Genomic DNA, 23,300 nt, shown 5'->3' with positions numbered 1-23,300 from the left:
AGGACAAAAATGAAAAAATATCTACTACTTTTAACTGCTCTATTTTTCACAGGTTGCTTAAACGTCATCGGCATCGGGGAGACGCCAAAGCAAGATGACTCATGGCAACAACCAAAGGACGAAAAGGTGGTGCAAAACAAAGAGCAAATTTCAAAAAATGCTATCGATCTTTTAACACCAAAGTGCGAGAGCGGCGATGCTGAAGCTTGCAACGATTTGGGTGTAAATTTTGAGCTTATGAAAGAGTATGACAATGCCTATGCAAACTACAAAAAGGCTTGCGATGCGAAGGTGCAGCTTGCTTGCTCAAACCTTGGTACGCTCTATGAAAACGGCCTTGGCGTGAAAAAAGATCCAAAAAAAGCGGTCGAAATTTACAAAGATAGCTGCAACAGTGGCGGCGTACAAGCTTGCTATCATCTAGGCAACGCCTACCGCAAGGGCGAGATCGTAAAACAAGACTACTATCTAGCGATGGAGGCATACACAAACGCTTGCAACGCTGGAGATCTGCCAAGCTGCGCAAATATCGGCGCGATGTATGAACTAGGTCTTGGCATGAACAAGGACGAAAAGAGAGCTTATGGGATTTACAAAGTCGCTTGCTTTCGTGGTCTAAACAAGGCATGCCCACAGATGAAAAGACTTGGCGCAAAGCTTGGCATGTAAGTAGGAAAATAAGTGAAAAAAGTTTTAAATTTCGGGCTTATCGTAGCTGCTAGCTTTATGCTAAGTGGCTGCTGGTCGTGGCAAAAGATGGTGAGCTTTGGCTTTTGGCAAAGTGATGAGGAGGCTAGGGCGGAGCGTCTTGAGCTTGAAAAAGAGAAGATGGTGCAAAACTGCGAGAGCGGAAATAGCATCGACTGTAACAACCTAGCTGTAAATTTTAGCAACGAAAAGGACTTCGTAAAGGCAAAGGGCTACTACGAAAAGGCTTGCAATGCTGGGCTTGCGACTGCTTGCTCAAATTTAGGACAAATTTATGAGCAAGGGCTAGTTGATGAGCAAAAAGATATCGAAAAGGCTCTAAAGCTTTATAAACTAGCTTGCGATAGTGGCGACGGTGTTGGCTGCTACAACGAGGCAATGGGGCTAAAATCCTACATCGAAAGTGAAAATTTAAAAACTCATAAGATAGATAGAACCAAGGCTGAGGCTAGAGTTTTAAAGCTTTTGGCAAAGAGCTGCGAGCTTGAGTATGCTCAGTCGTGCTTTTTGCTTGCAAAGCTAAGCGGCGATGAAACAAAGGCGGACGCACTTTATAAAAGGGCCTGCCAACTTGGCAAATGCGTGGATAAAAAGTAAGGGATAAATTTGCTTTTTAACTCATATGTTTTTATATTTGCATTTTTACCGCTTGTATTTTTTGTATATTTTTTTCTAAATAAAAAGAGACTAAGCACTCTTGCAAAAGCTTTTTTGGTGAGTGCTAGTTTATTTTTTTATGCTTATTGGAGTATTTATTATCTGCCGATTTTGTTAGGAAGTATTGTTTTTAACTTCCTTATTTCAAAATTTCTTGCAAAACATCAAAGTAAAACTATTTTGATTTTTGGTATAGTTTGCAACCTCGCTTTGCTTGGATATTTTAAATATGCTGATTTTTTAATTTCAAATTTAAACGCTATAGTAAATACAAATTTGGGTCTACTTCATATCGCTTTGCCGCTTGCACTTAGTTTTGTCACATTTCAGCAAATAGCGTATTTAGTCGATAGCTACAATAAGCAAACAAAAGAGAATAGTTTTTTAAACTACTGCCTTTTTATAACGTTTTTCCCACAGCTTATAGCTGGTCCTATAGTCCATCACAAAGAGATGATGCCTCAGTTTGCAAATAAATTTAATCTTATAAAAAACTATAAATTTATAGCTCTTGGACTTTTTGTTTTTAGTATAGGACTATTTAAGAAGAGTGTGGTTGCCGATACTTTTTCGATCTTTGCAAATGCTGGATTTGATGTGGAGAGAAATTTAACTTTTTTGCAAGCATGGGCGACGTCGCTTTCGTATACCTTTCAGCTTTATTTTGATTTTAGTGGTTATTGTGATATGGCGATAGGTCTTGCATTGCTTTTTAATATAAGACTTCCTATAAATTTTAACTCCCCGTATAAGGCTTTAAATATTCAGGATTTTTGGCACAGGTGGCACATTACATTGTCGCGTTTTCTAAGAGACTATATCTATATTCCGCTTGGAGGAAATAGAAAAGGTCAATATCGTACCTATCTAAATTTGTTTTTGGTATTTTTAATAGGCGGTCTTTGGCATGGGGCTGCTTGGACATTTGTTGTTTGGGGAGCTTTGCATGGCTTTGCTATTGTTATTCACAGATGTTGGCAAAAGTTAAATTTTAAACTAAATAAAATCATTGCTTGGATCATTACCTTTAACTTTGTAAATTTTACATGGATATTTTTTAGGGCAAAAAGCTTTGAAGATGCCATGAAAGTGATTAGAGGGATGTTTTTTGGTGAGTTTAAAATAGACGTTAATTATCTTGAGATGTTTTTTATCGTTTTGGCTTTTTTGGTTGTTTTGCTTTTTAAAAACTCTATGCAAATGGCATTTGATAAGAAATTTAAATTTACTATCTGGCAAATTTTTGCAACATCTTTCTTTTTGTTTATATCAATCTTAGCAATTAGGCTTAATAATGCGAGCGAATTTTTATACTTTAGATTTTAAGAAAAAAATATTTCTATGCCTGTTTTTAGTGGTTTTTGCTATGGTTGGGCTTGATGTTGTGCTTTATGTTTTTTCGAACAATGGTGTAATAAGTAAAACAAATTTTGATGATAATAAAATTTCAAAATCGGAGCACTTTAAGCTAAACAGTAAAAAGCCAAAGGATATTGTTTTTGTTGGAAGTAGTAGAACGCTTCACCATATATCAACAAATGTTTTTGTTGAAAACAATATCAGCACTTATAATTTTGGGCTATCTGGAAATTTTATTAGAGACTATCCGTTTATTGCAAATGTTATCAAAAAGGTTGGTGCAAAAGAGGTTGTTGTTAGTATAAGGGTCGGTCATCTTTTTGACGATTATGCTGAGAGTGGATTTAAAATTTATACCACTGATGAACTTGTTGCAAATTTTGGTACAGATAAAATGATTTTTTTAAAAACATTACCTGATTTTTTTGCAAGAGTACATCTGTTTTTGAGATATTCTGAAGGTATTTATAATAGGATAGTTGGCTTTTATGGGAAATTTGCTCCAGACAATAAAACTAAAGCAAGTAATTTTGAAGCAAAAAATACTTTTGATGTAAAAGCACATAGCGATTGTGATTTGATCAATATAAATGAGATAAATTCAAATGCTACAAAAAATAAAAAAATCATTGTTGCAAAGTGTAGCAATGGAGATATTATTCTTTTTTCAGATGCACTGCCAAGAGAAAATTATGGTAAGACGATCGAATTAAAGGGGTTAAATCAAAACACTATAAAATATTTTCAAAATTATGTAATCGATCCACTTGTAAAAAGTGGCATAAAGGTTGTTGTTATATTAGAGCCTATGTTTGATGGCGCTACCATAAAATATGATATAAGTGAGATAATGCCAGCTATTAAAAATGCTAAAGTCATTGATCTAACAAATTTTAAATTTAATGATGATGAGTTATCAGATATGGGGCATCATTTAAACTATCTTGGCAGAAAAAGATATAGTGAGTTTTTGGTTAAACTCTATCTTGATGGTAAACTTTGAGTTCTTACTTCAACCCAAAAACTTTTATGTTGAATGTTGTGTGGATCTTGTCGTTTTCGCCTTTCATGACGATAGGAAATTCGGCTTTTATGATGCTATCATAGCTACTAAGTGCGTCTAAAAAGTCATAAAATTTTTGTGGGGTTTTAAGCGAGCTAGTGACATTTAGGCGGTATCTAAAGAACTTCTCAGTTGCGTTATTCTCGCTTTCTTCTATCTTGCTAAGGCTCACTTCGCTAAAAAATTGAGATGCGAAATTTATAAATTTATCCTTATCAAAAGCTGTATCATAAGCCAAGATGATAGCGCCATCTTTTTGTCTTGTCGCCTCAAGTACCTTAAATTTAGCCTCAAATTCGTTTTTTGTCTTCGTGTATGATGAGGTTTGCGAGTAGTTTTGCCTTGAGAGGCTTTTAAATTCTTTTATGTTTGGCACGATAAAGCCAAATATCATAATGAAGCAAACTATGATAAAAGCAAATATAAAAAGTAAAAGCTTTACTGGGTCGATTTTTTCTAAGCTCGTATCTTTTTTACTCATTATATCCCTCAGAATTATCAATCTTATTTGTGCTTATAAAGCCGTACCAGCCGTTTTTGCTCTGATAAAAGCTAGTGTTTGACGTGGTGAAAATCGACCTTAGCGGCGAGGCCAAAAGCTGGTTAAAGACATCTTTTGTTGGTGTTATACCGCGGATAATGAGTGAGTTTTTATCCATAAAGACCTCTTCAAGCGTGATGCTATCAGGCACAAGGTCAAAAAGGTTGTGCAAGCTTTGCTTTAGGATAGAATTTGACGTAAAGATGTCGTTTGCTGAGTCTATCTGCACGGCAAGTTTGGCTGAAATTTCATCCGTAGTGACTATCTTTTGGCTAAGCTCTTTTTGCTCGTTTGCTAGAAATTCTATATTTTTCTTGGTTGAGTAGTTTTTATAAACGATAAAGAAATTTGCCACCAAAAGCACTACAAAGACAAAGCCGATGAGGCTTAGCCAGAGCTTACTAAAGATAGATAGAAGCGGTCTTGGTTCTGGAGTGATGAAGCTAAATTTCATAGTGTTATCTCTTCTTGCATGATCTCGTTCATTATGTGATTTGTGTTGATCGGATAGCTTGATGTCTCCACAAATAGCTCAGACTGCAGGTATTGTAAAAAGGTTGCACTTGTCTTTGTGTTTTCAAAAACGATGATCTGCTCGATAAAATCGCCGCTGTAGATTGGATTTTCATAAAATTCTTTCATAGCCTTTGCGATGTAGTCAAACATCTTCATATCGCGCCCAAAGATCGCTACTGACTTCTCGACATTGGTCGAAGCTGGCATGTTTAGCTCGTAGTTTAGATCTTCAAATTCTTTTGGTTTATCGTCGCTTAAAAAATCATCCAAACTCTTAAAATCATCAAGCACAGTTGCGCCATCTTCTTCTTTAACTATAAGGTTATCTATGTCTGTTATATCCTCTTCTTTTAGGCTTTCGATCTCTTCGTTGCCCTCTTCAGCGTCACTCATATTTAAAAACGTCGAGAGCTTCATCTGCTTATCTTTAAATATCGCAAGTGCAAAAGAGTGCGAGTGGATGTAGAGATATAGCGTGGTTTTTGGCGAAATTCCACGCTTTAAAAGCTCGTGAAAGAGCAGGGCGATAGGCGAGTAGATAAGATCGACGCTACCTTGCCCAAAGAGATTTTTATATCTTCTTATAGCATTTAAATTTGCATATATGCTCCAGCTATCTTGCATCACAAGGCTGGTTAAATTTTGCGTGTTGATGTTAAATTTCTTGTACTCGTCAAAGTTAGCAGTAGGCAGCGCACCTTGTGAGTCGTCGTTAAAAAAGAGCGAAACATAGACGCCAAAATATGTCTTTTCTTGCTCCTCTATGTATTTTAAAACTTTTTCATCGACACTATCGATGCTTATGTCTGTAAATTTAGCATTTATGGTTTTTATAAGCTTGCTATTTCTAAAGACCTGACCGTAAAAAACGCACTCATTGCCCTCGATCACGGCGCTTAAGAAAAGGTTTGAAAAAAGCTTTTTGATGCTAAAAGACATAACTCTCCTAAATTCAGTGCATTATTTTTGGTATGTTAGCTAAAAAGGGATTAAATAAGTTTAAAACAGCTCGTTTTTTAGTTTTGCAAACGCCTCTTTCATCTTCAGAGCTTCGCTTTTTAGCTCATCATCAAGTAGTGCAGAATTTCTCAAATTTTCAAAATCCTCTATCATCACATCACACATCATTTTGATGCGCTCATTATCAGCCTTACTGACGCCATTTTGGCTCATTTTTTTGATGCGTTCAAGATACTCTTTGCCATTTTTTATGTATGAGTTAAATTTCATAGCTGCCTTGCTTTGATTAAGCGTGGTGGCGGCCATCTTGTTGTAGGCGTCAAGATCAAGAGCTTTTTGGCTTAAATTTATAGCCTTTTCATACTCTTTGCTCTCGTAGTAAAATTTCGCTTCAAGAGCGAGCTTATAGGAGTTGTCGCTGTAAAAAAATAGCCCAAACAAAGCTATTATAAAAATGGCTATAAAGATAGAAATTTTATTTTTCATAAATTTCGTCCAAAATTTCTCTTATCTCATCGCTTATTTGCGGATTTTTATGCGCATATTTTTTCCACCAAATTTTTAAATTTGACCTGAAGTCCTCTTTGTTTTGTTCTGCACTCTTGCCGCCGTCATTTTGCGAGGCTTGCCAAAGCTCGTTTTGTATCTTCTCTTTTGCCTCTTTTTGTTCTAAATTTGCCACGCTAAAAGGAGCTGAGAGGCTAAAATTTATAGTTGAAAATGGCTTTGGAAGTATCATCTTATCCCAGCTTTTAAATTCCCAAAACGAGTTTGCTTCGAAATTTAGAGCATAAATTTCGCAAGATGATTTTTGTGCGATCACCGCAGCTCCGTCTGCGACGCTGTGTCTTGGTCCGCGTGGGCCATCTGGTGTGATGATGACGTCGTGGCCTTGCTTTATCTCTCTTAGGGCTTCTATGAGCGCCCTTGCACCGCCTTTTGAACTGCTACCTCTAATGGTGCCGATGCCAAAAAATTTGATTATTCTGGTGATGAGCTCGCCATCTTTGTGGTCGCTTATTATCACCTTGCCTTGTTTTCTGTTTTGACTGCTCCACCAGCGTCTATAAGCAAAGCTCATAAAGCTAAGTCTGCCGTGCCAAAAGACGACGACGCAGCCATTTTGTGGTAAGAAATTTGGAGTGTAGCTCTTTTTGCAGGTTAGAAAAATGAGCCACATCAAAATGTAGATGAAAAAGACGCCAACGCTCATGGCGAGCTTTTCAAGGGTGCTTTTAAATTTGCAGCTCGCCATACAAAACCATTCGTTTTGGATTTGTGATCTTTACTTTTTGCGTAGTGCCAAGAAGCTCTTCACTGCCATCAACTTGAACTAAAAAGTTGTTAAAACTTCTCCCAGCAACGCCGCCATTTGCCCTTAGCTCTTCAAAATATACATCAAAAATTTTATCTTTTTGCGCCGCCACAATCTCGTCTAAAATTTCACTGTGGCGATTTTGCAGGCGCGTTAGCCTTTCTGAAGCGGTCTTGTCGTCTATTTGATTTGTAAAAGTAGCTGCCTTTGTAAGCGGACGAGGCGAATACTTAAAGCTAAAAATTTGCTCAAACCTAACTTGCTCAAGCACGTCCATCGTATCTTCAAATTCGCTTTCGCTCTCACCTGGAAATGCGACGATGATATCAGTTGAGATGTTAACATCTGGGCACATTTTTCTAAGTCTTAGCGCTCGGTCTAAAAACCACTCTTTTGTGTATCCGCGCTTCATCTCACGCAAAACTTTGGTGTTTCCGCTTTGAAGTGGCATGTGCATAGACTTGCAAATTTTTGGGTTATTTGTGAAAATTTCAAGAAATTTATCATCCATATGAAGCGGGTGCGGGCTTGTAAATCTTATCCTCTCAACGCCCTCTATCTCGCTTATCTTTACTAGCAGATCGCTAAAATCGATATTTTCTTGCACGCCTGAAAATCTTTTGCCGTAGTTATTGACATTTTGCCCTAGTAAAAATATCTCTTTTGCACCGCTTTTTGCGGCCTTTTCTACCTCTTTTAGGATGAGGCTTGAAGGGATAGAAATTTCATCGCCTCTGGTGTGTGGGACGATGCAGTAGGTGCATTTTTTATCGCAGCCGATCGAGATGTTGATGTGGCTTTTATATGGCGAGCCTCTAAATTCGCCAAATGCATATTCGCTCTCGTCGTGGTTGATGTCGGTTGAGATAAATTTAGGCGTATTTACAGCCTTTGTGATCTTGCTAACATTTCTTGCGCCAAGGACAAAATCAACATAAGGTGCGCGCTTAAAAATTTCACTACCCAAATGGCTTGCAGTGCAGCCACAAACGCCTATTTTAGCACCTCTTTTTTTGGCTTTTTCAAAGGCTCCAACCTCGCTAAAAAGCTTATGAACTGGCTTTTCACGAACTGAGCAGGTATTTATAAGGATTAAATCAGCTTCTTCGATGTTTTGTGTTAAGGAGTAGTCTTCTTTTTGTGAGAGCTCGGCTATGATATGCTCGCTGTCACGAACATTCATAGCACAACCTAGAGTTTGGATAAAGAGTTTTTTACTCATTAAAGTATATGCACTTCATACATATAATCGCTATCATCAAGGCCGTATTTTACGGTTCTGTGATAAACGCTTAGCCCTTTTTCTTCAAAGTGCTCGACTAATGCGATTAGTTGTTTGTGCGTGTTTTCTTTATCAAAATAGAAAATTTTCTGACCCTCTTTTTCGACAGCTGCCTCTATCTTTTCTAGTGAAATCGTTTTTGGTTTTGCGTCTAATTCGGCTCTTGCAAGTTTTAGCTCCATTTTTAATCCTTTCAAAATCTTAAATTTTAATCGGTCAATATACCCAAATCATCATAAAAAAAGGATTAAATAAAAGTTAATAACAAGCTTAAAGTTATTAAAAGTATGGCTTATGTATAATTTCAAAACTTCACGAAAAATCCCCGAAATTTATCGTCACAATGGAGAAAAAATGGAAAGAATTTCAGATATCATCGAGTCAATTGCAAATGAGAAAAATTTAGAGATAGAAGATGTAAAAGAGCGCGTAATAAGAGCCTTGATAAACACTGCAAAAAGAGTTTATGGCGAAAATTATGAGTATGACGTGAGCATCGATGCTAATAAAAATTTAAAGCTTTATCAAAAAATTTCAATCGTAGCAAACGACGATGAGAGGCTTGCTGAAGACAATGAGCACTTTTTAAGCTTAAAAGAGGCTAAAAAGATAGATAGTGGCGTAGAGATCGGAGATGAGCTCACTTACGAACTAAGCCTTGATAACCTTGGTAGAACCGCAGCTCAAACGCTTCATAAGGAGCTTGAGTATCACATCCAGCGCCTAGTAGAAGAGAAAATTTTACAAAAATATAATGAGATGAGCGGTCACATGGTTTTTGGTCCAGTTGTAAGGGTCGATAACGATGAAAACACATTTATCGAGATAGACGAGCTTCGTGCCATCTTACCACGTAAAAACCGCATAAAAGGCGAGAAATTTAAAGTAGGCGACGTGGTAAAAGCGGTCATTAGAAAAGTTTTTACAGATAAAAATTTAGGCATAAAGGTTGAGCTTTCAAGAACTTCACCTAAATTTCTTGAGGCGCTGCTAACTTCAGAGGTGCCTGAGATAAAAGATGGCGGCATCATCATCCAAGGAAGTGCAAGGATCCCTGGCGAAAGGGCTAAAGTAGCGCTCATCTCAACCACTCCAAATATCGATCCAGTCGGCGCAACCGTTGGTACAAAGGGCGTTAGGATAAATGCCGTAAGCAAAGAGCTTCATGGTGAGAGCATCGATGCGATCGAGTACACCACTGAGCCAGCGATCTTGGTAGCTCGCGCTATGGCACCTGCGATCATCACATCTGTAAAGATCGAAGAAAACAAGGCGATCGTGACACTTGCGAGCGAGCAAAAGAGCAAGGCGATCGGCAAAAATGGCATAAATATCCGCCTTGCAAGCATGCTAACTGGCTATGAGATCGAGCTAAACGAGCTTGGCTCAAAAACTAGCAGCAGTGGTGAAAATGGCGAAATGGTCAAGGATCTAAAAGCACTCTTTGGTGATAACTAATGAAATTTCAAATAAGAAAAGCAACGAGAGCTGATATAGACGTGATCTGCGAGCTTGTAAGAGAGCTTGCGAGCTATGAAAAGATGAGTGATCAAGTCACTTTTACAAATGAAATTTTTGCAGACTCTATCTTTAATAAAAATCACGCAAAAGCCCTTATCTGCGAGAGTGAGGGCAGGGCTATTGGCTATGCTATCTATTTTTACACATTTTCTACATTTTTAGGGCTTGGCGGGATGTACCTTGAGGACATTTACGTCAAAAAAGAGTTTAGAAATCAAGGCATCGGCAAGGCATTTTTTAAATTTCTAGCTCAAATTTGCAAGGATGAAAATTTAAAAAGGCTTGAGTGGTGCTGCCTAAACTGGAATGAGCCAAGCATCAAATTTTATGAAAGCATGGGCGCTAATAACCAATCTCTTGAGTGGAGAACCTACCGCTTAGACAGCGAAAATTTAGAAAAACTGGTAAATTTATAGTTTCTAGTAAAAGCTCAAATTTGCTTTGAAATTTGAGCTTGCTGGTGATTAAAATTTATATGTATATCCCATATAAAGACCGACATTTGTCTCTTTTATTTTTGCATTATCATATTTTGCTATAGAGCGATATTTTGTTCTATCAGCTTTTAATCCAAACTCAACCGCATTATTTTCATTGATAGAGTACTCAGCACCAACTTTTGCACCTAGTATCCAGCCAGTTGCGTTGCCTTTTTTCAGATCCATCATGTGTGTCAAATACATCCAATTTAAGCTTTGAAAAACCAGTGTAGCCACCAAGAACTAACTTAAGATCTTTTGCTACGCTTGGAGTATAGTCAGCCCCAACTATAAATTTATGAGTTTTCCATTTTATTATTGTGCCATCTTCGTCACCAAGTGACTTTTTGGCTTGAAAGTCATATATGTAAGCTCCATAAACTCTAGCTACGTCAAAGTCATAACCAGCTTTTATGCCAAGACCTGGTTGTGCTTTTTTAGCTTTTGATTTGCCATTGTCGCTTTTTGCTGTTAAATTTGAATTAAAAGAATAATCTCCTTCAACTCCCACAAACGCTCCTTGCGCTAAAGCAGCGGCACTAGCTAGGCTTAAACCTAAAGCAACTTTTAAAACTACATTTTTCATTTTTACTCCTTATTTAAAAAATGTTACGTGGCTATTTTAAATTTTCTTATATTAAATAAAGTTTAAATATTCAATTAAATTAATAAAAAACATAAAATAATTCAATTGTTTTCTTATCAGAATAAAATTTATAAAATCACTCGAAAAAAGGAGTGTAAAGTGGCTAAGATGACAAAACGTGATATGGCTTATCATTTAGACGTTGATGTCGCGACGCTTTACAACTGGCGAAAACACAAGCCCAACCTTTATCGTATCGTGATGCTTGGATTTAAATTTGATGAGCTTATCGAGCAGAGCAAAAAGACTTGCAACGAGCTTTGCGAGTATGAAAATTTAATCAATCAAGACATAGAAAAATTTAGTAAGTGATTTATAAATTTAAAGTGAGATGATGTAAGTTTTAAAAGGTGGTTAGTCCACCTTTTATTATTTTTTCGGAGTTAGTTCTGTGTCTTTGCGGTTTAGTTTTATTTCCTCGCCTTTTATACATCTTGGGTTTAGCGTTTCTAATGTTGCCAAAAATTCTGTCGCATTTTCGTCACCTATCTCGCCATATTTTTGTTCACCGTAATAGTAAGGTGTTCCTTGTGTTATGCTATTTTTTATGACTTTGTAGCTGTCCCATTCCTTATCATTAAATTTATCTAGATCAACCTTTGTATCTTTATCGACTATCAGATAGCCTTTTCCATTTTCTTCTAGCCTTGATTCGTTTTTTATATAGTCGTATTTAGTTGTATAACTTACCCTTTTATAGACTTTTACTTCGCCTTTAAAGTGCTTGATACTACCCATATCGGCTTTGCAAATTTCAGCCAAAGTAGTTGGCTCACCACATCCAGTTAGAGCAAGAGCAAGTGTTGCTGTAATGCCTGAAAGAACGACTTTTGTTTTCATATTTTTCCTTTTTGTAGAAGTTAGAAATTCGGATTTTACAAAAAAAAAAAAATAAAACTGAAAAATTTAAATTAGTATAATTATGAAAGATTTGTTGATAAATTTGATGTAAAAAAAAGAAATTTGAGCTCAAAGCAAGCGCTTCAAGCTCAGTTAAATTTACTCGTTTAGGATAGAGAGAAGCTCTTTGTTATCTTTTGTTTTTAGCATCTTTGCGTATAAAAATTTAAGTGCTTCGACATCGTCCATTGTAGCTATCGCAGAGCGGATAGCCCAAATTTTTTGAAGCTCATCAGGTTTTTGAAGTAGCTCTTCTTTTCTGGTGCCTGATTTTAGCACGTTGATGGCTGGGTAAATTCTGCGGTCTGAGATGTTGCGGTCAAGCACGATCTCGCTGTTTCCAGTGCCTTTAAACTCTTCAAATATCACTTCGTCCATACGTGAGCCAGTGTCGATAAGTGCTGTTGCGATGATGGTTAGTGAGCCACCGTGCTCGATGTTTCTAGCTGCGCCAAAGAAGCGTTTTGGCTTGTGAAGTGCGTTTGCATCCACGCCACCTGTTAGCACCTTGCCACTTGGCGGGGTCACTGTGTTGTAGGCACGTGCTAGACGGGTTATACTATCAAGCAAGATGATGACGTCTTTGCCCATCTCAACTAGACGTTTTGCCTTTTCAATGACTAGCTCTGCTACGCGGACGTGATTAAGCGCTGGCAGGTCAAATGTCGAGCTAAATACTTCGCCTTTTACGCAGCGCTGCATATCGGTAACTTCTTCTGGTCTTTCGTCAACCAAAAGCACCATTAGCTGCGCTTCTGGGTGATTTTTAGCGATGCCGTGAGCTAGCTCTTTCATAAGCTCAGTTTTACCGCTTCTTGGAGGTGCGACGATGAGGCCACGCTGACCCTTGCCAATAGGCGTGAAAAGGTCAAGCACACGGCCCGTTAGCTTCATCGGATCATACTCTAAATTTAGCTTTTCGGTTGGGAAAAGTGGGGTTAAGTTGTCAAAAAGTGGCCTCTCTTTTGCATCTGCTAGAGGCATATAATTTACCGCTTCGATCTTTAAAAGGGCGTAGTATTTTTCTTGATCTTTTGGCTCTCTTACTTGGCCGGTGATGATGTCGCCCACACGAAGTGCAAATTTGCGGATCTGAGAGTTTGAAACATAAGCGTCGTTTGAGCTGTCGCTTAAATTTGCATCAACAGCCCTTAAAAAGCCGTAGCCCTCGTTTGTGATCTCTAAAATTCCAGTAAATAGTATAAAGCCGCCTTGTTTTGTCTGGGTTTTTAGTATCTCAAATATCAAATCTTGCCTGCGAAATTCGCGTGGATTTTCGACACCAACGCCATTTGCGATCTGCACTAGCTCATCTAAGCTAAGCGTTCTTAGCTCTTCGATCTTGTGTCCATCGACTGGTACGTGGGTTCTTGATGCTTGATGTTTTTTTGTAGTTTTTGCGCTTTGAGCAGCACTTTGCTCGGTTTGGTTGTTGTTTTCCATTTTTCCTCTTTAAATGCGGGGATAAGATTGCAGAATTCTGGGCTTCAAAAGTTTTTTGAAAGTTTTGGCATTTTATAAAAATAAAACTTTGTTGTCAAGAAATGATATAATCTTGAGAAAATGAGAAGTGATCTCAAAATGATGGATTTTAAAGACGGCAAATGCGAAAAGAAGATAATAAAAACGGCGTTTATCGGCATAATTACTAACTTTTTCTTAGCTGGAGCGAAAATTTTTATAGCTATGGCGTCAAACTCAGTTGCTTTGATATCAGACGCTATAAATAACATTAGCGATGCAGGCTCAAGTATAATCACGATATTTGGCTCAAAGCTAGCTAGCAAGATGCCTGACGAGGATCATCCGTATGGCTATGGCAGGACCGAGTATATCGGCGGTCTCATCGTCTCAGTTATCGTGCTGATGCTTGGCTTTCAGTTTCTAAAAACATCGGTAGAAAATATCTTTGCGCCAGAGCCTACTACTTTTACGATGCCGTTTTTAGCGTTTTTGTTCTGCGCTATATTTGTCAAATTTGCACTTGGATTTTACTACAAAAAGATCGGTAAAGAGACCAAGTCTATCTCGCTTAGAGCCGTGGGACAAGAGGCTTTAGGCGATGCTATCATCTCGTGTGTGATCTTCGTTTCAGCAGCACTCTCATACTTTGCCAACATTCAGATAGATGGCTATGCGGGCGCTTTGGCATCATTTTTTATCATCATAAACGGCGTGCTTTTGATAAAAGAGACCTTTGATAAGATCATCGGACAGCGCGCTGAAAAAGAGATTAGCGATGAAATTTACGCTGCTGTAAATCGCTGCGAGATCGTGCGCGGGGCATATGACCTGATACTGCATAACTACGGCGCGCAGCGCTATGTGGGCTCTGTAAATGTCGAGATAGACGAGCATTTGCCACTTAGTGAGGTTTCGCAAAGGCTAAATGAGCTTCAGATTGAGATATATAAAATTTATAGGATATATCTGGTTTTTGGCGTTTATAGCGTAAATTTAGGTCAAGAAGAGAGCCGTGCCTGCGTGGCAAATCTGCTCTCACGCTTTAGCAGTGTGCGTGGATTTCATGCATTTTTTATAGACACCAAGAAAAAGAGCGTGAGGTTTGACGTGGTGGTTGATTTTGCTGAGAGAAATTTAGGCGAGCTACGTGCTGCGATCGAGCGTGAGGTATCGTTAAATTATCCAAGATATAAAATTTTCATCGTGATAGATAGGGAATTTGCGTGAGATTTGGGGATAAATTCGGTAGCGGTTAGGGCACTTTAATATGTTATAATCGTGCGGCTTAAAAATATAAAGCCGGAGTGTAAAATTTAATCTAATTGTGAGAAAAATGGCATTTTTAAAAATTTTGACTTGCGCGTTTTCGATGAGTTTTTGCTTTATGAGTATCTACGGGCTTACGACTAGCGCGGTAAAGCTTGTGTTTTTTAGCGAATATAACCCCACGGGAGATGCCGATCCTCTAGGCGATTTAGGCGATCCGCTTGATTGGCTTGAGCTAAATATCGCTTATTTGGTTGGTTTTTGGATATTTTTTAGCGGCGTGTGCGCAGTGCTTTATAAGCGGCTAAGTTATTTTGACGAAATTGCAAAATTTTTCATAGATTTGTTTTTACCTGCCGCTGCGACGATTATTTTGGCACTTATTTTGGGTGCGATACTCCCGTTTGCGGTTGGGGCACGGCGAGGAGATTTTGTTATTGCTCAAGGGGTTGGCATATTTTTAGCCCAAATACTTTTTATAATCACAATAGCTCGCTTGCTAAAAAGAGAGCAAAAGTAGTAAATTTAGCGCTCAAGACGCCATTTATATTACTACAAGTTTCCAAAGAGCGGTTATGGGTAAAAATTCTTTGTAAAATTCGAGACCAAAATTGCAAGCATTAAAAATTTGCTCGTAAATTTGCCAGCGTTTTCAAAATGTGAGTTTTGCCAAAAATCTGCTGCAAAATTTGCCAGCTTTTGCAAAACGTCTGCCAAATTTAGTCTGCTCGGTGCAAAAAACTCGGCTATAAAATTTACATGTAAATTTAAGCATCGTAAGTTTGGCTTCATCAAATTTAACTCCGCTAAACACTCGAAAACGAGGCAAAAATCGGCTATCAAATTTGATAGACGATTTAAATTCGTCAAATTTACCGCCAAATCGACGCATCCGTCAAAAAAGACAGCACTCGCTTACATGCGCAAAAAGCAAAAACTAAAGCGATAAAATTTAAAAAATCAGTGTTCGCTCTTTAGTCCAGCACCGCACATCGAGATGATGCTTCTGCCCTCTATCTTGTGCGATTTTACGTAGCTTGCGTAGGCGGCGTAGATCGCTGCTGTGGTGTGCTCGACGTAAAAGCCGCGGCTTGCGAGGAAATTTCTAGCTGGCTCAATATCCTCTTCTTTTATCGTGATCACCTCGCGCTCTCCTGCGTACCTGCTAGCTAATATCTCAGCGCCACGAGCAGGTTTTGCGATCGCTATGCCTTCAGCTAAAGTTGGCTCTGGCTTGATCGCAAGTGGCTCACTTGTTGCCCTTAAAAATGGTGCGCACTTTTCACTTTGAACGATGAAAATTTTAGGTAGTTTTTTGATCACTCCAGCCTCATATAGCTCATTTAGCGCGATCTGGCTGCCAAGTAGCAAGGTGCCGTTGCCAACTGGCAAAAAGAGATTTTCAGGGACAAAGCCAAGCTGCTCGTAAATTTCATATATATATGTTTTAGTGCCTTGGTAAAAAAGCGGGTTAAATACGTGGTTTGCGTAAAAAATTCCCTCATCTTTTGCTCTTTTTCTGCAAGCATCTGCCGTCTCGTCTCGCGTGCCGTCAAAGACAACTGCCTTTGCGCCGTAGTACTCAAGCATCTTTATCTTTTTCTCGCTCGTGCCTTTTGGGACGTAAATTTCACACTCTATGCCAGCTCTAGCAGCGTATGCAGCGACCGAGTTTCCAGCGTTTCCACTGCTATCTTGCAGGATCTTTTTGATGCTATGAGTTTTGCAAAACCAAATAAGCATAACAGCACCTCTATCTTTAAAAGAGAGCGTTGGCATCGCGTAGTCCATTTTGAGGTAGAGCGAGTCATCAAATTTCACGCTCTTTGTTAGCCCCTCGCCAAGGCTGATATCGCGCCAAAGCTCGTTTTTAATAGGGAAAAATTCGCGGTATCTAAAGAGACTAAACTCGCGCTGGTCGATCAAATTTAGATCAAATTTGGCCGCTTTAAACTCCAGATCATATAGCCCACCGCACTCGCACGCAAATATAGGCGTCTCAAAATCTGTGCTCTTGCCGCATTTTGAGCAGATAAATTTAGGCATTTTCGCTCCTTTTAAATTTTTCTATCAAGTATCGCTGTGGCCTCGATCTCTAGCAGGCAGCCAAAGTGAAGTTTGTTTGTCGGTACTACGACGCGAGCTGGCTTGTGATCGCCAAAAAATAGCGCATACTCGTCGTCTATCTCGTCCCAAAAGTCGATATCTGGTGTATAGATGCGGCACATCAAGATATCGTTTCTTGTCGCATTTGCCAGCTTTAGCACGTTATCAAGGTTTTTTAAAGCCTGCCTTGTTTGCGCCTTTAGCCCCTCTGGTATCTGCCTAGTCTCTGGGTCCATACTAAGCTGTCCTGAGATGTAGAGGATGCCGTTGTGCTCGGTTGCCAAAGAGTAGTGAGCCTTTTTCTTTTTTGAAATTTCGGTTTCGTAAATTTTCATATTTTCTCCTTAAAAATTTAAAAAATTATAGATAAAAAATTATTATTTTCACTTAAATTTCACAAATTTTCATAAAAAATTATATTTTTATTATCGAAATTTTAAAAATATTTTGGCTAAACTTAAACAAAAACAAAAGGCGCCTTATGCATCCTATATTAAAGGCATTTATCCCAACGGCAAATCTCATACAAAAAAGCTCACCATTTGCCTGCGAAGTCGTGTTGCACGACCTTTCACACCCGCAGCGCTCAGTCGTCTATGTAGCTGGCGACGTCACTGGCAGAAAGGTCGGACAAAGCTTTGACCACCTTGTAAGCGAGGTCTTAAACAGCAAAAATTTCAAAGACGACTACGTGGCGAACTACTTTTTTACAAAGGATGAAAAGCTGGTGAAGTCTTCAACCGCCTTTATCAGAGACGAGCACGGCGAGATCATCGGGGCGATATGCGTAAATGTCGATGCTAGCGTGGCAAAGAGCCTTTTTGAAATGGCTGGAAATTTCTTAAAAACGAGTGAAAATGAGCCAAATAGCGAGCAAAACGACGACGTGATGCAGATAGTTTTAAATTTGATCGACAAGATCATCGCCAAAAACGAGGGCAAAAAGCTCAAAAAGGAGCAAAAGCTAGAGCTCGTGGGCTTTATGAACGAAAAGGGCATTTTTAACATAAAGGGCGCTATCGAGGTCGTAGCAGCCAAGCTAAACGTCTCAAAGATCACGATATATGGCTATTTAGACCAGCTTAAAAAGAAGCGCCCGTGAAGTGTAGGTGCGCTCACTGCAAGCAAAGCTTTGATGAAAGCGCGATGATAGAGGCCAAAGGCGGGCTTAAGTTTTGTTGCGTTGGCTGCAAAGGCGTATATGAAATTTTAAATGAAAGTGGCCTTGGCGAGTTTTATGAGCGACTTGGCAAAAACACGCTAAATCCTGCAAGTAGCGGCGCAAATGTCAAAAATTTAGCGGCAAATTTTAGCGAGCTGGTGACAAAAGAGGGCGAGTTTTCTAAAATTTCGCTTCTCATTGACGGCATAACCTGCTCGGCGTGTATCTGGCTGCTTGAAAAGGCGCTTTTTAGCCTGCCTGGCATCTTGGAGGTAAATATCAACTCGCTTAGCCAAAAAGCAGTCATCGTTTACGATGAGCAAGAGCTTTTGGTGGAGCAAATAATTGAGAAAATTTACGCCGTTGGCTACACTCCAAAGGCCTGCGTAGCGAGCCAAAAAGAGGACGAGCTAGTCAAAAAAAGGCGAAATTTCTACGCAAAAGCGCTTGTTGGCGTCTTTGCCACGATGAATATCATGTGGCTGGCGATCGCGCAGTATGGCGGCTACTTTAGCGGCATTAGAAGCGACGTGAAGGATCTGCTAAGCTTCGCGCAGTTTGTGCTGGCAACGCCTGTGCTTTTCTACACTGGCAGCGAGTTTTTTAAGGGGGCGAAGATCGCCATTAAAAACGCCTCGCCAAATATGGACCTGCTCGTTATCACGGGGGCTAGCATAACATATATCTACTCGATCTTTGCGATGCTTACAAGAAGTGGCGAGAGCTATTTTGACTCGGTTGCGATGATCATAACCTTTGTTTTTATCGGTAAATTTTTAGAAATTTTAGGTAAGAAAAAGGCGCTTGAGACCTCAAATTTCTTAAGCGATATGCTGCTTGCAAAGGTCTGCGTTTTAGAGGATGGCAAGGACATTTTAAAAGAGCCAAAGGATGTAAATTTAGGCGAAAAGATCGTGCTTAGATCAGGCGAGAGAGCGCTACTTGACGGGGTGGTGCTTAGTGGTGAGGCGAGCGTGGATAGCTCAAGCTTAACAGGTGAGAGTTTGCCACTTTTGCTAAGCTCTGGGGGTGAGGTCAAAAGTGGCGTTGTCTGTCTAAACGGGCAGATCGTCTATGAGGCAGGGCAAATTTTTAAAAACTCATATCTTAATAAGCTTATAAATTTACTCCAAAACGCAGAGCTAAAAAAGCCAAATATCGAGCTAGCAGTCAATAAAATCGCCTCGAAATTCTCTCTTGGCGTGCTAACTCTAGCTTTTTTTACATTTTGGTTTTGGTACTTTAAATTTAGCTTTTCAGAAGCGATAGTGACAGCTGTGAGCGTCATCGTCATCGCTTGCCCTTGTGCGCTAGCCCTTGCCACGCCAGTTAGCAGCGTTTGCGCTCTTGGAGTGGCCTTTAAAAACAAGGTGCTTTTTAAGGAGGCTAAATTTTTTGAAAGCCTTGCAAAGTGCGACGTGGCGGTCTTTGACAAGACTGGGACGCTCACAAAGGCTAAATTTGAAGTGAGCGAGTTTTTTGTAAAAGAGGGCGTTAGTATTGATAAAATTTACTCGCTTTGCCTTATCTCAAACCACCAAATAAGCGTGGCGGTGGCTGAGTTTTTAAAGCAAAAAGGCGCAAAAAAAGTTGAGCTTGAAAATGCAAATTTAAGCGTGGCAAAGGGAGTTAGCGCCGATATTTTGGGTGAGAGTTTTGTGGCTGGAAGTAGGCGCTTTTTGGCCGAAAATGGTGTGAAATTTGATGAGTGCGAAGAAAATGTGAGCTTTTTTGTGGGCAAGCAGGGCGAGCTGGTGGCTAAATTTTACCTAAAAGATAGCGTAAAGCCCGAGGTAAAGGCTTTGATAGACGAGCTAAAGAGTGCTGGCATGAAGGTTTGCATCCTAAGTGGCGACGTGCAAAATGTGGTAAAAAACGTAGCAGATGAACTTGATGTGAGCGAGTTTAGAGCAGGGATGTTGCCTGATGAAAAGGCTAAATTTATAGCTGATCTTAAGCAGCAGGGCAAAAAGGTGCTGATGGTGGGGGATGGCATAAACGACGCAGCCGCGCTTAGCCTTGCTCATGTGGCCATTTGCATGGGAAGTGGCGCTGCGGTGAGCTTAGAAAAAAGCGACGTGGTGCTACTTGATGATAGCCTTCAAAGCCTTGCAAAAGCGGTGAAAATTTCAAAATTTACCTATAAAACGATAAAGCAAAATTTACTCTTTTGCCTGCTTTATAACGCCCTTAGCCTGCCATTTTCCGTGTGTGGCTACGTCATGCCGCTATTTGCTGCGCTTTTCATGTCGGCAAGCTCGCTAAGCGTCATACTAAACTCGCTTTTTATAGTTAGAAAATTTAAGGACAAATAGTGGATACAACGACTCTTGCGATGCTTGTTTTTATCTCGGTTTTGATGGGGGCGGCCCTGCTTTTTGGCGTGCTTTGGGGGATAAAAAATAGGCAGTTTGAAGACTACCGCAAATTTTTAGACGGAGCAAATTTAGATGACGAAGATGCGCTAAATGAAGCTTATGCGCTTGAACTTCGCAAAAAAGAGGCACTAAAAAAGAGGCTAGAAGCTAGCAAAAATGAGCATGAAGGCAAGGGCGAGCATGATGAGGCCGACAAAAAACTCTAAAATTTTCCAAGAGATGGGCCTTGCAAAAATGGGCGCTAAAAACCTAGCCAGATAGCCAAGTGAGAAGAAAAAACAAAAACGAGGCAAGACTAGCTCCCACGCCAAATATCAAATTTTCATCTTTAAATTTAGTAGAAACCGAGCCTATTAGGATCATCGTGTCAAGATAGACGTGAGGATTTAGCCAGGTAAAAGCGAGCGTTAAAAGGATGTTTTTCTTTAAATTTGATCTGGCATTTTCGCCGCTGGTATCCATGCTAAGGTCCTTGAAAAAGCATGAGTGAAAGCTCTTTAGCGCGTAAAATAGTAAAAATAAAAAGCCACCATATAGGGCGATTTGCTTGATGATAGAAAAATTTTGCACGAGGCTACCAAGCCCAAAAACTCCTGCAAAGATCAAGAGGGCGTCGCTAATAGCGCAAATGAGGCAGATGATAAAGATATTTTCTCTTTTGATGCCCTGTTTTAGCACAAATGCGTTTTGCGCGCCAATGGCTAAAATGAGCGATAAAGAGGTGAAAAATCCAGATATAAATGCTTGCAAATTTATCCTTCTCGCTAAATTTTGGCTTAAATTTAGCAAAATTTAACTTTATCATAACCATAAATTTATGCCTTTTTTTATAAAATCAGCAAATTAAAATTGCAAAAAGGAAAGCAGTTGCAAGCACTAGCCCTAAAATATCGACCAAAAAATTTTGACGAGCTCATCGGACAAGAAGCCGTAAGCAAGAGCCTAACCCACGCACTTGACGAAAACAGAGTGAGCCATGCCTATTTGTTTTCAGGCCTTAGGGGAAGCGGTAAAACATCGAGTGCTAGGATATTTGCAAAGGCTTTGGTCTGCGAGAAAGGGCCAACTTCTAGGCCTTGCGAGGTCTGTGCGCAGTGCGTGATGGCAAACGAGTCGCGCCACATGGACATCATCGAGATGGACGCAGCCAGCCACAGAAAGATCGACGATATAAGGGAGCTCATCGAGCAGACAAAATACGCTCCAAGCGCTGCTAGATATAAAATTTTCATCATCGACGAAGTGCATATGCTAACAAAAGAGGCGTTTAATGCCCTTCTTAAAACGCTAGAAGAGCCGCCAAGCTATGTTAAATTTATCTTAGCGACCACCGACCCGCTGAAGCTTCCAACGACGGTGCTTTCAAGAACGCAGCATTTTAGATTTAAGCAAATAAGCAGATATGAGATCGTAAAACATCTTGAATTTATCCTTAGCAAAGAGGGCGTGAGCTACGAGAGAGAGGCTCTTGAGATACTAGCTAGAAGTGGCGGCGGCTCGCTAAGAGATACGCTAACGCTGCTTGATCAAGCTATCATTTATGGTGCTGGCAATATCACAAAATCAAGCGTGGCAGCGATGCTTGGACTTCTTGATCCAAGTAGGATCGAGCAGATCATCGAGCACGTCGCAAATGCCGATAAAAACGCCATTAGAGTGCTTGTGACCGAGCTTGAGACCTATGAGCCAGAGATGATCATAGATGAAATTTTGGCAAATTTAAAGCAGAGATTTTTAGACAATGACCCAAAATTTTCGCTTCTTATATATGAGAGATTTTTTAGGATTTTGGCACAGGCAAAGTCGATGCTAAGCGTATCAAGTGACAATGGCTTTGTTCTGATGCTCATGCTTTTTATGATGATAGAGGCGCTAAATCTGCAAGATATCGATGAAGCCATAAAACTTGCTAAGAGCGAGCCTAGCGTGGCTGTGATCGAGCCAAAAGCTGGCGTGAGTGAGCAAATTTTAGCCATAAAAGAAGCGCCAAAGACGCCGTATGAGCAGTTTGTGGCAAAAATTTATGATAGAAGCTTTGAACTTGGTGAAATTTTTAAAAATCACATAAGTTTTAGCTTTTTAAATGAAAATGAGCTTGGACTAATCGTCAATGCAACTGGCGATGAGCTGGCATTTTTCAAAAAAAGCTGGGGCGTAATGCATGAAATTTTACATACAATTTTTGGTAAAAAAATAAAGATCGTAAATGCTAAGACGCAAATTTCTGCCCCAAAGTCTGAGCCACAAACTAAGCCACAAGAGCCACAGGATAAATATAGCTACCTTGACGAGGAGATCGCTAAGATAAAGGCTAGGCAGCAAAATGAGCAAAAAGATGAGCCAGTAAGCGAGCCTGCTGCGCCTGAAACTAGGGTAAATGCGCTATCTCAGCCTCAAAATGACTTTGCAAAAGAGCTGATGTCGCTAAGTCAGAGCAAAAGCCCAGAGGAGCTTAAAAAACAAAGAGAAGAGGGCGTGATAAAAGAGGCAAATAGACTATTTGGACAGCCTGAAGTGCAAAATAGCTAGGGGTTTGGCTCTTTGCAAATTTGCTTGATTTAGCGCTTTAAATTTTAGCTTTTTGGCGTAAATTTCTAAATAAAAGTTTTTTAATGAATTTATCTGCTGCTATCTTGATTAAATGAAATCTCAAATTTATGTTGTAAATTTAAAAGAGCTAGGGTTTGTTAAATTTGAACTTTTAATGATGCAGATAAATTTAAAACTCTGGCAAATTTGCCCCTTGTTTGCAAAATCAAATTTAGCTCAAATTTTAACCGCCATATTAAATTTGAAGTTTAAATTTATCTGCTATGACTATTTTTATGTATAAGCTTTAAATTTCTAAATTTTCATGAGTTTGGCTTATTAAATTTAAAATTTATTCTTGTGTGTAAAGCCAAATTTAGCCCAAAATTTAACTATATAGATTTTATATTTTTAAAAAATTTATCTGTTGTGGTTAAAAAATTTCTAA

The 23,300-nt window shown here is 39.4% G+C and carries 29 protein-coding genes; 14 read left to right on the top strand and 15 right to left on the bottom strand.

The genetic code is table 11. The annotated features are described in order from the left end of the window. Positions 1-9: 9 nt before the first annotated feature. From CVS81_RS03350 to CVS81_RS03335, 4 genes are read left to right on the top strand one after another with little or no spacing between them, the layout of a single operon-like run. A complete protein-coding gene (locus tag CVS81_RS03350) occupies positions 10-669 on the top strand; it encodes a tetratricopeptide repeat protein (protein WP_002941997.1) in 660 nt (219 codons plus the stop codon). Between the two features lie 12 nt (positions 670-681). Further along, positions 682-1,305 carry a tetratricopeptide repeat protein gene (locus CVS81_RS03345; RefSeq protein ID WP_103575803.1) on the top strand — a complete coding sequence of 208 codons (624 nt, stop codon included), beginning with the start codon at positions 682-684 and terminating at the stop codon, positions 1,303-1,305. A 9-nt stretch (positions 1,306-1,314) separates the two neighbouring features. After that, positions 1,315-2,691, top strand: coding sequence for an MBOAT family O-acyltransferase (locus tag CVS81_RS03340; RefSeq protein WP_107965089.1), 1,377 nt, complete (start codon positions 1,315-1,317; stop codon positions 2,689-2,691). Next, complete coding sequence (locus tag CVS81_RS03335; protein ID WP_107965088.1) at positions 2,660-3,727, top strand: hypothetical protein; 1,068 nt, start codon at positions 2,660-2,662, stop codon at positions 3,725-3,727. The genes CVS81_RS03340 and CVS81_RS03335 overlap by 32 nt, the downstream gene beginning before the upstream one ends. Positions 3,728-3,731: 4 nt before the next feature. Here the strand turns inward: CVS81_RS03335 and CVS81_RS03330 are convergent, their stop codons facing one another. The 7 genes from CVS81_RS03330 to CVS81_RS03300 are packed head-to-tail and all read right to left on the bottom strand — an operon-like array spanning position 3,732 to position 8,583. Then, positions 3,732-4,268 (bottom strand): hypothetical protein, encoded by a 537-nt coding sequence (locus tag CVS81_RS03330; protein ID WP_107965087.1) that lies wholly within the window; start codon positions 4,266-4,268, stop codon positions 3,732-3,734. After that, positions 4,261-4,782, bottom strand: coding sequence for a membrane protein (locus CVS81_RS03325; RefSeq protein ID WP_002941847.1), 522 nt, complete (start codon positions 4,780-4,782; stop codon positions 4,261-4,263). Before CVS81_RS03325 ends, CVS81_RS03330 begins: the two co-directional genes overlap by 8 nt. Beyond that, a complete protein-coding gene (locus CVS81_RS03320; protein ID WP_107965086.1) occupies positions 4,779-5,783 on the bottom strand; it encodes a hypothetical protein in 1,005 nt (334 codons plus the stop codon). The genes CVS81_RS03325 and CVS81_RS03320 overlap by 4 nt, the downstream gene beginning before the upstream one ends. Before the next feature lie 60 nt (positions 5,784-5,843). After that, positions 5,844-6,290: a hypothetical protein gene (locus CVS81_RS03315; protein WP_107790973.1), complete on the bottom strand. Its 447-nt coding sequence runs from the start codon at positions 6,288-6,290 to the stop codon at positions 5,844-5,846. Next, positions 6,280-7,059, bottom strand: coding sequence for a lysophospholipid acyltransferase family protein (locus tag CVS81_RS03310; protein ID WP_107965085.1), 780 nt, complete (start codon positions 7,057-7,059; stop codon positions 6,280-6,282). Before CVS81_RS03310 ends, CVS81_RS03315 begins: the two co-directional genes overlap by 11 nt. Then, complete coding sequence (gene miaB / locus CVS81_RS03305; protein WP_107965084.1) at positions 7,040-8,341, bottom strand: tRNA (N6-isopentenyl adenosine(37)-C2)-methylthiotransferase MiaB; 1,302 nt, start codon at positions 8,339-8,341, stop codon at positions 7,040-7,042. Before miaB ends, CVS81_RS03310 begins: the two co-directional genes overlap by 20 nt. Continuing rightward, on the bottom strand, positions 8,341-8,583 hold the full coding sequence (locus tag CVS81_RS03300) for an HP0268 family nuclease (RefSeq protein WP_002941786.1): 243 nt from the start codon (positions 8,581-8,583) through the stop codon (positions 8,341-8,343). The genes miaB and CVS81_RS03300 overlap by 1 nt, the downstream gene beginning before the upstream one ends. Before the next feature lie 172 nt (positions 8,584-8,755). Here CVS81_RS03300 and nusA point away from each other — a divergent pair, with 172 nt between their 5' ends. Both nusA and CVS81_RS03290 read left to right on the top strand, forming a co-directional pair. Continuing rightward, positions 8,756-9,859, top strand: a complete 1,104-nt coding sequence (nusA, locus tag CVS81_RS03295; protein WP_012139939.1) for a transcription termination factor NusA — start codon at positions 8,756-8,758, stop codon at positions 9,857-9,859. Next, positions 9,859-10,338 carry a GNAT family N-acetyltransferase gene (locus CVS81_RS03290; RefSeq protein ID WP_107965083.1) on the top strand — a complete coding sequence of 160 codons (480 nt, stop codon included), beginning with the start codon at positions 9,859-9,861 and terminating at the stop codon, positions 10,336-10,338. The genes nusA and CVS81_RS03290 overlap by 1 nt, the downstream gene beginning before the upstream one ends. Positions 10,339-10,386: 48 nt before the next feature. Here the strand turns inward: CVS81_RS03290 and CVS81_RS09990 are convergent, their stop codons facing one another. Both CVS81_RS09990 and CVS81_RS03285 read right to left on the bottom strand, forming a co-directional pair. After that, complete coding sequence (locus tag CVS81_RS09990) at positions 10,387-10,587, bottom strand: hypothetical protein (RefSeq protein WP_234399515.1); 201 nt, start codon at positions 10,585-10,587, stop codon at positions 10,387-10,389. After that, complete coding sequence (locus CVS81_RS03285; protein WP_234399514.1) at positions 10,529-10,987, bottom strand: outer membrane beta-barrel protein; 459 nt, start codon at positions 10,985-10,987, stop codon at positions 10,529-10,531. The genes CVS81_RS09990 and CVS81_RS03285 overlap by 59 nt, the downstream gene beginning before the upstream one ends. A gap of 159 nt (positions 10,988-11,146) precedes the next feature. Here CVS81_RS03285 and CVS81_RS03280 point away from each other — a divergent pair, with 159 nt between their 5' ends. Further along, complete coding sequence (locus tag CVS81_RS03280; RefSeq protein WP_002941953.1) at positions 11,147-11,359, top strand: transcriptional regulator; 213 nt, start codon at positions 11,147-11,149, stop codon at positions 11,357-11,359. Positions 11,360-11,416: 57 nt separating this feature from the next. On the opposite strand, the gene CVS81_RS03275 is transcribed toward CVS81_RS03280, so the two are convergent. Beyond that, entirely contained in the window at positions 11,417-11,887 is a 471-nt protein-coding gene (locus tag CVS81_RS03275) for a hypothetical protein (protein WP_107965082.1), read from the bottom strand. Between the two features lie 159 nt (positions 11,888-12,046). Next, a complete protein-coding gene (rho, locus tag CVS81_RS03270) occupies positions 12,047-13,390 on the bottom strand; it encodes a transcription termination factor Rho (protein ID WP_009294026.1) in 1,344 nt (447 codons plus the stop codon). Between the two features lie 120 nt (positions 13,391-13,510). On the opposite strand from rho, the gene CVS81_RS03265 reads away from it, so the two are divergent. Continuing rightward, positions 13,511-14,638: a cation diffusion facilitator family transporter gene (locus tag CVS81_RS03265; protein WP_107965081.1), complete on the top strand. Its 1,128-nt coding sequence runs from the start codon at positions 13,511-13,513 to the stop codon at positions 14,636-14,638. Between the two features lie 142 nt (positions 14,639-14,780). Beyond that, positions 14,781-15,197, top strand: coding sequence for a hypothetical protein (locus CVS81_RS03260; protein ID WP_159070958.1), 417 nt, complete (start codon positions 14,781-14,783; stop codon positions 15,195-15,197). A 132-nt stretch (positions 15,198-15,329) separates the two neighbouring features. On the opposite strand, the gene CVS81_RS09745 is transcribed toward CVS81_RS03260, so the two are convergent. From CVS81_RS09745 to CVS81_RS03245, 3 genes are all read right to left on the bottom strand, one after another. Continuing rightward, positions 15,330-15,569, bottom strand: a complete 240-nt coding sequence (locus CVS81_RS09745; RefSeq protein WP_159070957.1) for a hypothetical protein — start codon at positions 15,567-15,569, stop codon at positions 15,330-15,332. A 68-nt stretch (positions 15,570-15,637) separates the two neighbouring features. After that, entirely contained in the window at positions 15,638-16,723 is a 1,086-nt protein-coding gene (locus CVS81_RS03250) for a pyridoxal-phosphate dependent enzyme (protein ID WP_107965078.1), read from the bottom strand. An 11-nt stretch (positions 16,724-16,734) separates the two neighbouring features. Continuing rightward, positions 16,735-17,118, bottom strand: coding sequence for a RidA family protein (locus tag CVS81_RS03245; protein WP_002941830.1), 384 nt, complete (start codon positions 17,116-17,118; stop codon positions 16,735-16,737). A gap of 146 nt (positions 17,119-17,264) precedes the next feature. Between CVS81_RS03245 and CVS81_RS03240 the strand changes: the two genes are divergently transcribed. From CVS81_RS03240 to ccoS, 3 genes are read left to right on the top strand one after another with little or no spacing between them, the layout of a single operon-like run. Beyond that, entirely contained in the window at positions 17,265-17,885 is a 621-nt protein-coding gene (locus tag CVS81_RS03240) for a transcriptional regulator (RefSeq protein ID WP_107965077.1), read from the top strand. Beyond that, positions 17,882-20,260 (top strand): heavy metal translocating P-type ATPase, encoded by a 2,379-nt coding sequence (locus tag CVS81_RS03235; protein ID WP_107965076.1) that lies wholly within the window; start codon positions 17,882-17,884, stop codon positions 20,258-20,260. Before CVS81_RS03240 ends, CVS81_RS03235 begins: the two co-directional genes overlap by 4 nt. Then, positions 20,260-20,529 carry a cbb3-type cytochrome oxidase assembly protein CcoS gene (ccoS, locus tag CVS81_RS03230; protein ID WP_103607704.1) on the top strand — a complete coding sequence of 90 codons (270 nt, stop codon included), beginning with the start codon at positions 20,260-20,262 and terminating at the stop codon, positions 20,527-20,529. Before CVS81_RS03235 ends, ccoS begins: the two co-directional genes overlap by 1 nt. A gap of 43 nt (positions 20,530-20,572) precedes the next feature. Here the strand turns inward: ccoS and CVS81_RS03225 are convergent, their stop codons facing one another. After that, positions 20,573-21,073 carry a LysE/ArgO family amino acid transporter gene (locus CVS81_RS03225; RefSeq protein ID WP_234399513.1) on the bottom strand — a complete coding sequence of 167 codons (501 nt, stop codon included), beginning with the start codon at positions 21,071-21,073 and terminating at the stop codon, positions 20,573-20,575. A gap of 117 nt (positions 21,074-21,190) precedes the next feature. Between CVS81_RS03225 and CVS81_RS03220 the strand changes: the two genes are divergently transcribed. Together CVS81_RS03220 and CVS81_RS09740 are read left to right on the top strand one after the other, a co-directional pair. Further along, a complete protein-coding gene (locus CVS81_RS03220; protein WP_107965075.1) occupies positions 21,191-22,852 on the top strand; it encodes a DNA polymerase III subunit gamma/tau in 1,662 nt (553 codons plus the stop codon). 112 nt (positions 22,853-22,964) lie between these two features. After that, positions 22,965-23,156, top strand: a complete 192-nt coding sequence (locus tag CVS81_RS09740; protein ID WP_159070956.1) for a hypothetical protein — start codon at positions 22,965-22,967, stop codon at positions 23,154-23,156. The last annotated feature ends 144 nt before the right edge of the window (positions 23,157-23,300 follow it).

The organism is Campylobacter concisus (assembly GCF_003049065.1).
In the GTDB taxonomy this organism is placed as follows: Bacteria; Campylobacterota; Campylobacteria; order Campylobacterales; family Campylobacteraceae; genus Campylobacter_A; species Campylobacter_A concisus_BE.
Note: the sequence above shows the minus strand (reverse complement) of the source record. Positions and strands in the feature narration are given on the sequence as shown.

Coding starts and splice junctions, on each gene's coding strand:
- CVS81_RS03350 (WP_002941997.1), top strand. CDS start 10: ATGAAAAAATATCTACTACTTTTAACTGCTCTATTTTTCACAGGTTGC.
- CVS81_RS03335 (WP_107965088.1), top strand. CDS start 2,660: ATGCGAGCGAATTTTTATACTTTAGATTTTAAGAAAAAAATATTTCTA.
- CVS81_RS03330 (WP_107965087.1), bottom strand. CDS start 4,268: ATGAGTAAAAAAGATACGAGCTTAGAAAAAATCGACCCAGTAAAGCTT.
- CVS81_RS03325 (WP_002941847.1), bottom strand. CDS start 4,782: ATGAAATTTAGCTTCATCACTCCAGAACCAAGACCGCTTCTATCTATC.
- CVS81_RS03320 (WP_107965086.1), bottom strand. CDS start 5,783: ATGTCTTTTAGCATCAAAAAGCTTTTTTCAAACCTTTTCTTAAGCGCC.
- CVS81_RS03315 (WP_107790973.1), bottom strand. CDS start 6,290: ATGAAAAATAAAATTTCTATCTTTATAGCCATTTTTATAATAGCTTTG.
- CVS81_RS03310 (WP_107965085.1), bottom strand. CDS start 7,059: ATGGCGAGCTGCAAATTTAAAAGCACCCTTGAAAAGCTCGCCATGAGC.
- miaB (WP_107965084.1), bottom strand. CDS start 8,341: ATGAGTAAAAAACTCTTTATCCAAACTCTAGGTTGTGCTATGAATGTT.
- CVS81_RS03300 (WP_002941786.1), bottom strand. CDS start 8,583: ATGGAGCTAAAACTTGCAAGAGCCGAATTAGACGCAAAACCAAAAACG.
- nusA (WP_012139939.1), top strand. CDS start 8,756: ATGGAAAGAATTTCAGATATCATCGAGTCAATTGCAAATGAGAAAAAT.
- CVS81_RS03290 (WP_107965083.1), top strand. CDS start 9,859: ATGAAATTTCAAATAAGAAAAGCAACGAGAGCTGATATAGACGTGATC.
- CVS81_RS09990 (WP_234399515.1), bottom strand. CDS start 10,587: ATGGATCTGAAAAAAGGCAACGCAACTGGCTGGATACTAGGTGCAAAA.
- CVS81_RS03285 (WP_234399514.1), bottom strand. CDS start 10,987: ATGAAAAATGTAGTTTTAAAAGTTGCTTTAGGTTTAAGCCTAGCTAGT.
- CVS81_RS03275 (WP_107965082.1), bottom strand. CDS start 11,887: ATGAAAACAAAAGTCGTTCTTTCAGGCATTACAGCAACACTTGCTCTT.
- rho (WP_009294026.1), bottom strand. CDS start 13,390: ATGGAAAACAACAACCAAACCGAGCAAAGTGCTGCTCAAAGCGCAAAA.
- CVS81_RS03265 (WP_107965081.1), top strand. CDS start 13,511: ATGAGAAGTGATCTCAAAATGATGGATTTTAAAGACGGCAAATGCGAA.
- CVS81_RS03260 (WP_159070958.1), top strand. CDS start 14,781: ATGAGTTTTTGCTTTATGAGTATCTACGGGCTTACGACTAGCGCGGTA.
- CVS81_RS09745 (WP_159070957.1), bottom strand. CDS start 15,569: ATGCGTCGATTTGGCGGTAAATTTGACGAATTTAAATCGTCTATCAAA.
- CVS81_RS03250 (WP_107965078.1), bottom strand. CDS start 16,723: ATGCCTAAATTTATCTGCTCAAAATGCGGCAAGAGCACAGATTTTGAG.
- CVS81_RS03245 (WP_002941830.1), bottom strand. CDS start 17,118: ATGAAAATTTACGAAACCGAAATTTCAAAAAAGAAAAAGGCTCACTAC.
- CVS81_RS03240 (WP_107965077.1), top strand. CDS start 17,265: ATGCATCCTATATTAAAGGCATTTATCCCAACGGCAAATCTCATACAA.
- CVS81_RS09740 (WP_159070956.1), top strand. CDS start 22,965: ATGAAATCTCAAATTTATGTTGTAAATTTAAAAGAGCTAGGGTTTGTT.